11 protein-coding genes and 1 pseudogene are annotated in these 13,111 nt (G+C 69.1%); 7 read left to right on the forward strand and 5 right to left on the reverse strand.

Annotation, left to right across the window (positions count from 1 at the left end; genetic code table 11):
* Positions 1 to 142: 142 nt before the first annotated feature.
* From PIJ49_RS08315 to PIJ49_RS16980, 3 genes and pseudogenes are all read left to right on the forward strand, one after another.
* Positions 143 to 313: a hypothetical protein gene (locus tag PIJ49_RS08315; protein WP_271826299.1), complete on the forward strand. Its 171-nt coding sequence runs from the start codon at positions 143 to 145 to the stop codon at positions 311 to 313.
* 21 nt (positions 314 to 334) lie between these two features.
* Positions 335 to 727 (forward strand): annotated as a pseudogene (locus tag PIJ49_RS16975) (histidine kinase dimerization/phospho-acceptor domain-containing protein); the annotation flags it as partial.
* 281 nt (positions 728 to 1,008) lie between these two features.
* Positions 1,009 to 1,257 carry a sensor histidine kinase gene (locus PIJ49_RS16980; RefSeq protein ID WP_442874620.1) on the forward strand — a complete coding sequence of 83 codons (249 nt, stop codon included), beginning with the start codon at positions 1,009 to 1,011 and terminating at the stop codon, positions 1,255 to 1,257.
* A gap of 103 nt (positions 1,258 to 1,360) precedes the next feature.
* Here the strand turns inward: PIJ49_RS16980 and dcd are convergent, their stop codons facing one another.
* The 5 genes from dcd to dcm all read right to left on the reverse strand — a co-directional run bounded on the left by dcd (position 1,361) and on the right by dcm (position 8,273).
* Entirely contained in the window at positions 1,361 to 3,193 is a 1,833-nt protein-coding gene (gene dcd / locus PIJ49_RS08325; protein WP_271826301.1) for a dCTP deaminase, read from the reverse strand.
* Positions 3,194 to 3,276: 83 nt separating this feature from the next.
* Positions 3,277 to 3,735, reverse strand: coding sequence for a hypothetical protein (locus PIJ49_RS08330; protein WP_271826302.1), 459 nt, complete (start codon positions 3,733 to 3,735; stop codon positions 3,277 to 3,279).
* Between the two features lie 194 nt (positions 3,736 to 3,929).
* Positions 3,930 to 5,039, reverse strand: coding sequence for a DUF4365 domain-containing protein (locus PIJ49_RS08335; RefSeq protein ID WP_271826303.1), 1,110 nt, complete (start codon positions 5,037 to 5,039; stop codon positions 3,930 to 3,932).
* Complete coding sequence (locus tag PIJ49_RS08340) at positions 5,029 to 6,639, reverse strand: Eco57I restriction-modification methylase domain-containing protein (protein ID WP_271826304.1); 1,611 nt, start codon at positions 6,637 to 6,639, stop codon at positions 5,029 to 5,031. Before PIJ49_RS08340 ends, PIJ49_RS08335 begins: the two co-directional genes overlap by 11 nt.
* Positions 6,640 to 6,668: 29 nt before the next feature.
* Positions 6,669 to 8,273 (reverse strand): DNA (cytosine-5-)-methyltransferase, encoded by a 1,605-nt coding sequence (dcm, locus tag PIJ49_RS08345; RefSeq protein WP_271826305.1) that lies wholly within the window; start codon positions 8,271 to 8,273, stop codon positions 6,669 to 6,671.
* A 112-nt stretch (positions 8,274 to 8,385) separates the two neighbouring features.
* On the opposite strand from dcm, the gene PIJ49_RS08350 reads away from it, so the two are divergent.
* The 4 genes from PIJ49_RS08350 (at position 8,386) to PIJ49_RS08365 (ending at position 13,067) form a co-directional block, all read left to right on the forward strand.
* Positions 8,386 to 8,664, forward strand: a complete 279-nt coding sequence (locus PIJ49_RS08350) for a hypothetical protein (RefSeq protein ID WP_271826306.1) — start codon at positions 8,386 to 8,388, stop codon at positions 8,662 to 8,664.
* Positions 8,665 to 8,794: 130 nt separating this feature from the next.
* Entirely contained in the window at positions 8,795 to 11,116 is a 2,322-nt protein-coding gene (locus PIJ49_RS08355; protein ID WP_271826307.1) for an ATP-binding protein, read from the forward strand.
* Positions 11,116 to 12,351, forward strand: coding sequence for a hypothetical protein (locus PIJ49_RS08360; RefSeq protein WP_271826308.1), 1,236 nt, complete (start codon positions 11,116 to 11,118; stop codon positions 12,349 to 12,351). The genes PIJ49_RS08355 and PIJ49_RS08360 overlap by 1 nt, the downstream gene beginning before the upstream one ends.
* Complete coding sequence (locus tag PIJ49_RS08365) at positions 12,348 to 13,067, forward strand: hypothetical protein (RefSeq protein ID WP_271826309.1); 720 nt, start codon at positions 12,348 to 12,350, stop codon at positions 13,065 to 13,067. Before PIJ49_RS08360 ends, PIJ49_RS08365 begins: the two co-directional genes overlap by 4 nt.
* The last annotated feature ends 44 nt before the right edge of the window (positions 13,068 to 13,111 follow it).

Raw genomic sequence — 13,111 nt, forward strand, 5'->3', positions numbered from 1 at the left:
CTGACGCCGTCGAGCAGCTATTCCGACAGCAAGCTCTTCGTCACGACCCTGAGCGGACACCGCATCCGGCTGCGCGTCGCGAGAGCGTCGCCTTCCCGACGTCCGCCTCTCGTGCTTGGCGCTCTCCGCCGTCTATGTCGCGGTGTCGTCCACCATTTCGGCGGCGCCGCTGAACCCGGTGACGGTAAAGAAGTTCTACACCGCTGCCGACGGCACGATCGTCTACCGGCCGGGTGAGCAGTTCCAGGTCGCGGACCTCGCCACGGTGCAACGCGCGGTCAACTTCGCGTCGCTGCAGAGCCTGCAGCGGTAATCGCTGATCGCGCTCGTGGTGATGTTCGCCCTCAGCCTCGGGATCGGCTGGTGGGTCGCGGGGCGGGCACTGCGCCCGGTCGGTGCGATCATCCGGGCGGCGGAGGAGATCACGGCAACCGACCTCTCCCGACGCATCGCCGCGGACGGGCCCCCGGACGAGCTCCATCGCCTCGCGGACACCATCGACGGGATGCTCGAACGGCTCGACGGGGCGTTCCGAGCCGAACGCATGCTCGTCGAGGACGTCTCCCACGAGCTCCGGAACCCGGTGGCGGTCGTCCAGTCGAACGTCGAAGCCGTCCTCGCCGACGACTTCACCGAGCCGTCCGAGCGGCACGCCGCCGCGACGGTGGTCCTACAGTCCACGCGGCGGATGAGTCGGCTTCTCGAAGACCTCCTCGCGTCCGCTCGCGCACGATCCGGCGCGTTCACCGACCGCGTCGTCGACATCGCCAGACTCGCCGAGCAGACCGCAGAGGAGTACCGCAGCACCGCGCAGGATCGGAGGATCGTCATCCGCCGGCGTATCGCCGCTGGGCCCGTCGCGTTCGCCGACCCCGATGCGCTCGCGCGTGCGGTCGGCAACGTCCTCTCCAACGCGGTGCGGCTCGCCCCCGCCGGCAGCACCATCACGGTCGGGGTCGGCAGCGTCCGAGGTGGGCGTGGATCGGTGTCGCCGACGAGGGGCCGGGGATCGCGGAGGCGGACCGTGCGCGCGTGTTCGACCGCTTCTACCGTGGTGCGGACACGTCGGACCGGCGAAGCGGCAGCGGGCTCGGCCTGGCGATCGCCCGGCAGATCCTCGAGAGCCACGATGGCCGCATCCGTTTGGAGAGCCGAGGCGGTGCCGGTTCCACGTTCGTCCTCTGGTCACCCGAACGTGCCGTGGACGGCGTCGCCCGGCGGTTAGAGGAACCGCCGGCTGGCGATCCGATGCGTTGACGCCCTCGTCGACGCCCGGCCCGCCCGCCGCCGCCACCCGATGCGAGCGGAGCGGGGGAGCGGCTGCCGTGCGCCGGCCGGTGCGACGTCGCACGGTGCGCGGTCACCGCGCTGCGTGCGCCTGCCGCATCCGCCGCAGCGTCTCCGCCTCCGTGTCGCTTCGGATCTTGGAGAACTCCGGTCCGATCGGGTAGCTGTACTTCGCCGCGGTGGTCCCCGCTCCCGCCGCGGGCGGTGCGGTGTGCCAGAGCATCAGCTGCGCGATCCGCTCTCCGGGCGCGATCGCCATCGGTAGTTCGCCGAGGTTGACCAGCTCCAGGGTCAGACATCCTCGGAAGCCGGGATGGACCTCTACCGCGGTCGCGGAGAGCAGCCCGAGTCGACCGTACGAGGAACGGGTGATCACCTGGCCGACCAGGTCGTCGGGCAGCATCAGGTACTCCAACGTCGCCGCAAGGACCAGCTGCCCGGGATGGAGGAAGAAGGTGTCGCCCCACGCTCGGGACACCCGCTTCTGGATCGCGCGTGGATCCTGCGCATCGTCGAGCGCGTCGAACTCGCCGAGGGAGGAACGTTCGAACACGATGAACTCGTTGCCCAGCCGGAGGTCGATGCTCGCGGCGGTCACCGCGGGAGGCAGGCGGGGGATGACCTGCAAGCGGGTGTCGTCGGTGACTCCGAGCCGATGCGTCAGTTCGGCGGCGGACAGCGCACCGAACGGGGTGGGCGACGGTGTGGCCGCCGCCGCCGGCGGCTGGTGGCCGCCGCCGGCGGCGTGCCATCGGTGGAGGAAGCCGAGCAGGTCCAACGACTTCAACGCCATCCGGTTCAGCGGCACGTCGGTGCTGCTGCGGAAGGCGAGCCAGATCGCATTCACCAGGTCGGGTTCGCTGACCGGGTCCCCACGATGTGGGGCGCGTTCTCGAGCGATCGCCGGGTGTCCTGCGAGGAGCTGCTCCGCGCAGTCCTCGATCGTGTCGCTCGCGGTGGCCTGCGTGTACGTCGTGTGCGGTGACCATGCGGTCACGTCGTCCCAGATGCTCGCCGCGACCGCCTCGAAGTGCTTCTCCAGCAACTGCGCCCAGGCGGGCAGCGGACGGTCCTGTACGGTCATGGGCCTGGCGACCCCGGCGATCCGGAGCGTGTCGCCGCCGGTGGTGCCGTCCAGCCACCGGAACATCAGTCGTGTCCGGAGCGCACGATGAGGGTGGCTCTCGCCCGGGATGGACACGGGCCCGACGTAGTGGAGGAAGTCGGTGAGTGCGACGACGGCGGCTGCGCCGTAACGGTGCACCGCGTATGCGTCGCAGGTGAGTTCCTCCAACCAGCTGGCTGCGATCTGGTTGAGTTCCCGAGCCAGTTCCACGTGCGTCGAGTGGGGGTTGACGGGGAGCGCTGCCACGTCCCATTCCGTGAACTGGTTCGGGTGGGAGCGGCTGATCGGCCGGTGGCGTTGGAGGTAATGGGCAAGTTCATGACCTGTGACGATGGGGATCCACGACGCCTGGGACCCCTCCATGTCCGGGGCGGTGATCACGACCATCGGTGTGCGGTCGCGTGCGGCGGGATCGGACAGCCCGTTGAACAGCGACCGGACGAAGTCGGTCCAGGTGAGGAAGTTGCCCGGGATCCCCACCGACACGACCGCACGTACGTCCGGGAGACCCATGCTGGTCAGCTCCGACTCGACAAGGTCGACCACCGGCGCGGGGACCTCCCCTCGGCCGCGGCGGAACTGCGCGTCGAACAGGCGCACGCGGGTGCGGACGTGGTTGCTCCAGTGTCGGATCTGTCCCAACCGGGTCGCATCGCTCGGAGCGGTATCGAACGACTCGGTGATTTCGACCTCGACGAGGTCGCAGTAGTCGAGGAAGAGTCGCAGCGCCAGATGCGCACCGGTGCCGTCGCCGCCGAGGAGGGCGCGTTGTGTCTCCACGTGGGACGAAAATGCTCTGACCCGGTCCAGCAGCGCGTCGCGTTCGTGCCGTGCACGAGCGTTCGACGGCACGACGGGGAGCATCAGAGTTGCGCCGGGGCTTCTTCGCCGGTCGCGGAGAGCGCTTGGAGCGCCCCGGAACCGCTCGCGAGGAACAGCTCCTCGAGGAACTCGGCATCGGCGGCTTCGACGTGTGCGTCGTGCAGTCGCTGCAGTCGATCGATGATGCGTTCCAGCTCGTCGACGGCGGCGTCCGGTGACGTGTCGGCCGGTCGTGGAGCCGTCTGCGCGTGCAGGGCGTCGAGGGTGAACCCGGCCATCGCGTACGATGATCGGTCGTCGACCGCTGCCTCACGTCGACCGCTGAGGAGGTCGACCTCGGTGCGGAGCTTGTGCACGACCGCATCGATCGCCCGCAGCTCCACGGGAAGCGGCGGCTGACCGTGACGGGTCCTCGACGCAGCCGTCGCCACGCGTGTCAGCTCGAGACCGAGGGCCGAGGTCGCCAGCCCGGTGGCGAGGTCGTCTTGTGCTCCGTACATCGGTTCCTCCCGCGTGTGGATCCGTCACCGGCGGCACGAGGCTGTCGGTCGTCTTCCGCCGATCATATGCGGCGGGTACCGACGTCGGCGGAAGGACCCGTGTCCGGGTCTCGGCGTGCCGCCGCGGGGGCCGGTCGCGGTGCCGTCACCGGGCCGTCGCGGTTGCGTTCGGGATGCCGATGGTGCGCGTCCGCTCAGTCGTACGGTTCGATCGTCCCGACGTCGGCGATGTGCTGGAGCAACATCGCGACGTCGCTGCGTCCGTCGAGAGCGGGATACGTCCGCAGCGCATCCCCGAGCGCCGTCCACGGATCGTCGGCCCACGCTGCGACGCCGACGAGGATCCTGAACGCCGCATCGAACTGCCGGCGGTGCACCGCGATACGCAGCGCCTCCTCGAACGGCACCGGTCCGGTCCGACCGAGAGGATGCAGGACGTGCCAGAGCGTCTGTCCGGTGCCGCCGCGTCGCCACTGGTCGTCGTCGCCGACGAGACGTTCGTGTTCGTGGATCATCGCGGCGACCTCCTCGCCGCTCCAGTCGAGCAGCGCCGGCATATCCTTCGGCCGCCGATCCACGTCGAACCCGCGGGGGTACCAGATGTCGGGGTGTCCGACGTACATCCCGAAGACGGTGAGGGCGTCGAGGAAGCTGCGGCCGCGGAGGCGGGGCAGCGCGCGACGCAGCAGGGTCAACGATCTAGGATCTCGTCGCGCGAACGTCCAGCATGCGATGACGCCGTCGGAGCGAACCACGTCGTCGTCGTCGAACAACTTCAGGAACGCGTCCTCCGCGTATCCGGGAGCGTTGTCCTTGACCGCGTCGATCATCGCGTGCACGGTCAGTTCGTCCAGCGGGTTTGTCACGGCGATGCGTTCGACATGCCCGCGAGCGGGACGTTCGTCGCGGAACCGGACCGCGAGCTCCCGGCTCCGCAGCGTCAGGTCCACCCACCACATCGACCCATCGTCCGGATCCCACACGATCCCGACGACGGGGACGGTGGACTCCGACCAGAACCGGATGTCCGAGAGGCGTGCGGAGATCGTCGCGGTCCCTCTCCAGAAATGCGACCTGCCTCCTTTGACCTGCGCGGCGATGACCGTGCCGGTCAGCTCACCGGCGTCGGTCAGGTCGATGAAGAGATCACGGCCGTAGTCGCTGCGCGCGTCCCATTCGCTGACCACGAAGCTGTGACGTTCGAGGAGCGCGCGGACGGCGTTCACCGCTCCGCGTTCCGAGACGACACCCACCCGCAACCGTTTCCGGGGCAGTTCCCACTCGCCCGCCGATTCAGCATCCATCGCGGCCCGCCTCCGACGACGCCTGCACCGCCGTCAACACCCCGCGTACCAGTTCCGAAGCGCTCTCGCGGTCACGTCGGCGGAACGCTTCCCGCAACGGGTCCGCGACATCGCCCAGCTGGTGGACGGTCGGCATACGGAGCCGTTTGAGGTATTGGGCGCTGACGCGCATCCGGCCGCTCGCCATCGCGATCGACAGCGCCTTCATCTGACCGTGGACGAAGTCCGACAGGAGCACACCCCCGAGGACCTCCAGGTCCCACACGTCGGAAGTCAGCCGGTAGAGACTGTGCATCGGCACGTGCTGCTCGGTGTCCAGGACGGGTTCCACCCGTTCCCGGATGTCCGGGATGAGGAGCGCATCGCCCACGTACCCACCGAGGGGTTCCCGGTCGATGGTGCGCCACCACCCGTCCCGATCCTTCCGCGTCCGGACGACGTGACGACGCTCCAAGCGAGCACGATACGGAGCGAGGTAGGCCGCGAGCCTCGGGTGGTCGTGGAGGTCGACCAGCGCACGCGATCGCGTCCAGGGGAAGATCAGCCGACGGCCCGACCACACGAGCCGGCCGCCGACGAGATCCGACGGCCCGACGATGCGGCGCAGCAACTCTGTTTCGACGTCGACGCTCCCATGGACGATGAAGACGTCGTCGGCGCCGGTCGCGAGGCCGCCGTGGACGCGCACCCCGGCATCGGGCAGCGACGGCAGCAGATCCTGCAGGTGCCGGACGTCGCCGTCGTCTCCCGGCAAGACGAGCACCCAGCCGGACGGGCCGAACGAGGCCTGAGGTTGCGACCAGACCGAGAAGGTCTCGGTCCGGCGGGTCGCGGAGCGCGTGAGTGCGGTCTCGAGGGCGTCGAGGTCGTCTGCGCCGAAGCCCGCGGCGAGCTTCCCGACGCGGGCGGGTTCGGACGAGGGTCCACGTCCGATGACGACCATCGCGGGATACGCGTCGACGTCCTGTTCGAACGTCGCGACGTCGTGGAGGTCCAAGACGAGTTCGACTCGATGCCGCTGCGCCACGATCCGTCGGAGGGTGGTGCCGTATTGGTTGCGCAGCCACCGGTCGGCGCAGATGAAGCCCACCCGTCCGCCGGGCGCGAGCGTGGCAAGACCCGCCTGCCAGAACCCGACGTAGACGTCCGCCCGACCACGCATAGCGTCCCAGCGGCGCCGGTAGCGGTCGCGCCGCGCTGCGGGGACGTCCTCGATGCGCAGGTATGGCGGGTTCCCGACCACCCATCGTGCTCCCGGCAACGTGCAGGTGAGGAGGAAATCCGCGACCCGAAACCAGCTGCCGGTCAACATGGCCGTGGTCTCGTAGTCGACGCCCGCTCGGAGGAGCGCACCGGTGACGGCCTCCGCCGCGGCGTCGACGGCGTCGGGGTCGATATCGACGAACACCAACGATCTCCGCAGACTGGCCGCGGGAACGCCGTGCTGCCGCGCCGAACGGAGCAGCCGTTCGACGATGGGGACCGCGAACGCACCGTCACCGCAGCACGGTTCGATGAGCACGTCCACGGTGAGGTCCTCGTCGGCGACGTACCCGATCCGATCCAGCAGCAGCTCGGCCGCCCAGCGTCGGGTGTACACCGCACCGAGTGTCGTCGGGGAGCTCGCCACTATGAGGCGATCTTTGCTCGGCGGTCGGCGACGATCCGCATGATCTGTTCGGCGGCGGCGTCGGGATCCTCATGCTCCCAGACCACTTCGACATGCCAGCCGTGCCGTCGGAGGTCGGCGACCATCCTGGCGTCACGGTCGATGTTCGCAGCGAGTTTTGTGTCCCAACGGGTCGTGTTCGTCTTCGGTCGAGTGCCGTGATCGGGGCACGCATGCCAGAAGCATCCGCGGACGTCCACGACCACCCGGGCTCGGGTGAAGACGATGTCGGACCGCCACCGTGCGTCCGGGACGAGCCGCATCTGCAGGCGGTACCGCGCGCCGCGCGCCGTCAACGCGCGACGGATCCGCTGTTCGGCCGATCCCCCCGCGGGCAGCGTGTGCTGCATACGTCGTCGGACCGTCGGCGACGACGCCCAGGACACCGTCAGCGTGTCCATGGCCGTCTCGTGGGTCTGGAGGTCCTCGACGAACCGTGGGTTCAAGGTGATCCCGGACTCGCGGACCCTCGAACGGAACCCGGCCGTGGCGCGTCGGGACAGCGGGGTCGTGCTGCCCTCGTCGAAGATGCTCGCCAGAGGGGTCGGGGTGGACTGCTCGGGTCGGTCCGTCGCGGGGGAACGCCATCGTCCCGATGCGTCCCCGGATGCGGCATCCGGCCACGGCCGGGTGGAATCCCAAGGCTCCGCCGGCCGGGAAGTGACCGGGGTGCCCGGCGCGGCGAGCCGGCGGCCGAGCCATTCGGCGACACCGACGGTCACCGCGTTCCCGACCAACTTCCAGCGGCGGTCGGGTTCCCCGGCGACACGCGCCGGTGCCGTCCAATCGACCGGGAACCCTTGCATCCGCTCCGCGTGCGAGATGTCGGGCAGGACGATCCGGTCACCGACGGGTGCCCCCGGCCGCCAGATCGCCGGCGCGGACGGCAACCCCAGCGTCGACCCGCCCTTCAAGGTCGGGATGGCGTCGGCGACGAGTCCGACGCCGCGACGGCCTTCGGTCCAGTAGAAACCGGAGTACACATCCGTGTCGTCCGGCGGGGGAGGGACGACCGCATCCCCGTCGAGCAGGAACGTCGGATCGTCGTCGCGTGCGGCGAGGATGAAGACCCGTCGTCGTCGCTGCGGGACACCGCTGAACCGGGAATCCAGGACCCGATACGCCCAGGCGTAACCGAGTCGTTCGAGCGAATCGACGACGTGCGCGATCCCGGCGCCGCGACCGAGGCGGAGCAGGTTCGTGACGTTCTCGAGCAGGACGAACGCCGGCGCCGTCGCCTCGACGATGCGGAACACCTCCTCGACCAGTCCCGACTGCGGCCCGAAGATCCCCCGTTGCCGGCCTGCGTGGGACAGGTCGACGCAAGGGAAACCGGCGGTGAGCAGGTCGTACTCGGTCGTCGGTTCCAGCTCTCGGACGTCGTCCGCGATGGGCACGCCGGGGAACCGTTCGGCGAGGACCCGTTGCGCCGGCGCCCAGTTCTCGCAGAGCTGCACGATGCGGTGACCGGCTCGCTCCAGACCGAGGTCGAGGCCACCCGCACCGGAGAACAGGGACACCACGCGGAGTGCGCGTGCGGGCTCGGACGCCGGTCGGTGCTGCACCCGGTCACCCTACTCGAGTCCACCGTCATCCTCGCGCCCGGGCCGTCCGGGTTCGCGACTCGTCGTTCCGTCCGCGCATAGCGGTCGTGACCCCGACGACAGGAGCGACCCGATGGACGACCGGACACCCGAGCAGACCGATGCGGGCCTCGCCTTCGCCGACGCGGTGGAACGCATCCTCCTCCACAAGCGGGGGCTGCTGGACGCCCTCGACGAAGCGGTGCGGTGGTCGAGCTCCGAACGGTTCGGCCAGCACTTCGACGACGTCACGGCGTTGCGGCGCAAGGTCGTCGCCGCCACCATGCGTGTGACGACGTTGCATCGCTCCGTCGCGGCCATGTTCTCGGCTCGCCTGCAGCGCCGGGCCGAGGCGGACACGGACCCCGGATGAGGTCGGCTGGCCCAGCGGCCCGACCGGCCGGAGCCGGGACGCGCGTCGGCATCGATGTCATGGATGGCGAGCGGGTCGGGCCTTCTCGGGTGCGTCGCCCGATAGGCTCGAACGGCCGCGTCCCCGTCGGGTGCCGGCGGTACCGTTCCCCGGCAGTGGAGGGCACTTGGCGAAGCACTCGTTCACCGTCGACGCGAAGCTGCTCAGAGAACTCGGCGAACGTCTCGTCGGACGCCCTCACATCGCGCTCGCGGAGTTGATCAAGAACTCCTACGACGCCGACGCGACGCACGTGCGCATCGAGTTCACTGGATCCGACATCATCGTCAGCGACGACGGCCACGGCATGTCGGAGGACGACTTCGCGGAGAAATGGCTCCGGGTCGGCACCGTCCACAAACTCTCCGGCCGTACCTCTCCTCGGTTCTCGCGCACGATGACCGGGTCGAAGGGTGTCGGACGGTTGGCGGCACAGCTGCTGGCACGCAACATCCAGATCACCTCGACCGCGTTGCAGGACCAGACCGACCCGTCGCGCGGGTTGGAGCGGGAGATCGAGGCGGAGGTCGACTGGGATTCGGCCGTCCGCCACGACTTCCTCACCTCCGTCGATGTCGACGTGCGGTCCCGGCCCGCGGCGACGATGTACCCGGGTGGGAGCCGGCACGGGACGCGTATCCGTCTCTCGGGTCTGGTCGAGCGGTGGAACCGTGCCCGGTTCGGCCGGCTTGGGCAGGAGGTGTGGGCGTTGCAGCCCCCCTTCGATGTCGACACCGGCGCGTTCACCATCGAGCTCACCTCCGAGCACCAGGAGATCGTCGACGCCTTCTCGAAGAAGATGCGGGCGATCTTCGAGATCTGGAACGCGCGGGTCACGGCGGCGTTGTTGCCGGCCGGCGAGGAACCGCCAGGGTACGCGCATCCGTTGCCGTCGGAGCTACCGCCGATCGGGATCGGTGATGACGAACCGGTAGATCCCGCCGACGTGCAACCGGATCGGGGACGGCTGCCGACCCGGTACCTGCAGGCGACGGTGGAGCTGAAGGACCGCTCGACGACGACGACCGTCTGGCGGGTCGAGCACTGCGAGATCGACGAACTCGACCTCGAGGTGTTGGTGTTCGACCTCGACAACCGCCAACCCGAGGGTATCCGTGTCGGTGAGGCCCGGTCCTACCTTCGACGGTTCGGCGGTGTCGGCGTCTACGACAACGGGTTCCGGTTGCCCTACTACGGCGGAGAGCAGGACTGGCTGGACATCGAGAAGGCCCACTCGGCGCGGCTGGTCGCCTCGCGGCTGCTGCCGGATTACCTCTCCGTGAGCCGGGGCCTCTTGGAACTGCCGAGCAACCGCCGCCTGTACGGCGGGGTGAAGGTCTCCACCAACCATGAGACCGCGTGGCGACAGCAGATCGGCTACGCACCACGGTCCGGCCTGTCGATCCAGGTCAGTCGCGACCGTCTCACGGACAACGCGGCCTATCAGCAGCTACGGGTGCTCCTGCGCGCGCCGCTGGACCTGTACGCGATGGAGGCGGCGCGCGACCGGTCCTACCAGATCACCCGCACCGCGGACATCACGCCGGCCGCGACGTCGTTCGTGTCGGTCCGGCGTGAGCTCGACGCGGCCCGCCCCTATATCCCCGTACCGGTACTCGAACGGCTCGAGAGCAGTCTCGACACCGCGGCCCGAGAGGCAACCGCCGCGGAGGAGTCTCGGCGCGGATATGCGGCACTGCTGGGTGCGCTCGCGACCGCGGGTATGACGTCGCTCGCCTACGAACACGAGATGAGCAAGCAGGTCAGCACCATCCGTGACATCGCGGACGTCCTCGACGGCCTCGTCGACGACGTCGCCGAACGGTCCCGCCCGGCGGTGCATCGTGCATCGCGGGACATCCGCGCTTGGGCGAAACGCTCCCGCGACCTGCGGATGGTGTTCGCCCCGCTGACCTCACCCGAGGATCGGAACGCCGTCGACGCGTTCGAGCTGGACGCCATCATCGCCGACGTGCAGGATCAGGTCCGGTCCGTCTCCGCGATGATCGACATCGACACCAGCGGTGTGCCCGAGGACTTCACCCTGCCCGTCGGGCCGTACCCTGCGTGGACGTCGATCTTCCAGAATCTGCTCGTCAACGCCTTCAACGCCATGGACGGTGTCGCGCAGCCGACCGTGACCATCGACGCCGAGCACCGGGGTCGCGGAGGCCGGGTCCGTGTCATGGACAACGGTTCCGGAGTGGACCTTGCACGCGCCGACGAACTCTGGGAACCGTTCGTCCGCCGGATGCAGCTCTCGTCGGATATCGTCGACGAAGGTTTCGGCGGGACCGGTCTGGGGCTGACGATCGTGCGGATGATCGCCGACGAGCTCCGCGTGCGCGTCACGTTCGTCCCGCCGCCGCCGGGCCAGTCGACCGCCGTCCAGATCGAATGGAGCCACCGCTGATGAGCACCCAGATCGCCCTCGTCTGCGACGATCGAGCCGACCGCCTCCACACGTGGGCGACGAAGCTCGAAGAGCGCCTGGGTGACGGATGGCGGGTGGAGGAGATCACCGGTACCGAGCTGGCTCTCCTCGTCGACGCGCTCTCCGAGGCCGAGCGTCCACACCGGGAGGCGGGCCACCCGGACGCCAATCTCACCTCCGACCAGTCGGCCATGTTGCGGCGGGTCGACGACGCCGGGCTGCTCGTCCTCGACTCCGATCTCACGCCCAGCCGATCCGACATGGATGCCATCGCCGACGGCGAGGACATCACCCGTGCGCTGCGGAACCAGTCCGGCGAGACGCTCGCTCGGCAGGCACGCGCCCTCACCACGGTGGGGTACATCATCGTCGTGAACCGCTACTACGGCAGCCGGTTCTTCGACCTCACGATGAACCTGTTCGAGACCGGCGCCGCCGACCTGTACATCACCAACGACGACATCGGCGATGCTGCCCTCTGGACCGGGACGGCCGACGGAGCTCGATTCAACCCCTCGTACTGGCCAGTGCTCGGTGCGCGTCTCGACGCGATCGACCGCGCCGTGACCGTCGTCGAGGATCTCGACGCGAAGGTCTTCGACACGCTCGGGATCGACCCCGACCTGCTCGAACCGGAGCAGCTCGACGTCCTGCAGCACGTCGACGATCCGCACGACGCGACGTTCCGGCAGCTGGTCGACTCACCGCTGGGGTTGCGATTCCCGGACGCGCCGGTGGGCGAGGACGCCGTCCGCCGGGTAGCCGCCTCGGTACTGCTGCGATGGCTCGTCCGCACCGTCTGCTCGCCGCAGAACGTGGTCAGCGACCTGCCGCACCTGCTCACCCGGTTCCCGCAGCTCTTCGGCGACGACGTCGCCGAACGCGGCTTCTGGGATGCGGCCGCCGTGAAGGGAGCCGAGGCCGCCGTCGACGTTCGCTTCCTCGACGCCGCCCGGAGCCCGGTCTCGCAGCTGGTCGGACGACCGTTCTACGACCTCGAGGCGGTTCGTTCCCTCGGCCCACGGCAGCGGACGTCGACCGGACCGGCGGTGCGTCTGGTCTACGCCGAGGACACGTCGCGTTTCGTCGACCCGAGTGAGGCGGATGGGTTCCGGTCCGCGTTGCCCGGGTCGGCTGCTCGCCGTTTCGTCGAGAGCCTCGACCGTCGTGGGGACGAGGAGGTCGAGTACCGACCGAGGACCCGACGTCGGTGAGCGGCGGGTGGAGCGAGGCGACGAAACGCTTCTACGACGTCATGCTCGCGTGGGAGGCGTCGTCGCCGGCCGACATCGACTCGACCAGCCCGGCGGACGCCTACCGGAACTACTTCAGCCGCACCAACGCGCAGGTGTTGCGCAAGCACCTCAATGAGTACGAGAAGGCCCGCGGTGAGGTGAAGATCAACTATGTCCAGGACTGCTTCCTGCCGGCGCCGATCGCGACCGCGGACGGTCTGGCCCTGTACCCGGTGGTGATGTTCGGATTCGGGAAACGCGACGACATGCCGAACATGAACGTCCGCATCGTCACCTACTACGAACAGGACGCGCGACTGTACGCGTCGGGGTGGCGGTTCGAGCTGCCCGATGGTGGTCCCGACGGGGGACCGGGAACCGGGGACCACTTCCATCACTTCCCGCACGTGCAGGCGATCTCCTCGTGGCAGAAGATCGTCGACGGTAGCGACGACAAAGGCTTCCATGCACCGTTCTGGTACGACCCGGACGTCAACGCGGGTCTGAACAGGCGGCACGTACTCGAGAGCAGGCCCGCGTTCCCGATCCCCTGTACGACGCCGGCTGGGGTGATCGTCTGCGTCATCGCAGCGCTCTACGGCTCCAACGGCGCCAGACGGATCCTCGAAAACTATCCCGCGATCCCTCCGCCGTTGCTCGAGGAGATCCGACAGATCGTGCGCATCGACATCTGAATGCCGCACGGGCCTGGGCAGCGGCGCCGAAGAGCACCGCCGGC

Origin of the sequence: Curtobacterium uvaldense, assembly GCF_028307415.1 — a bacterium.
Taxonomy (GTDB): domain Bacteria; phylum Actinomycetota; class Actinomycetes; order Actinomycetales; family Microbacteriaceae; genus Curtobacterium.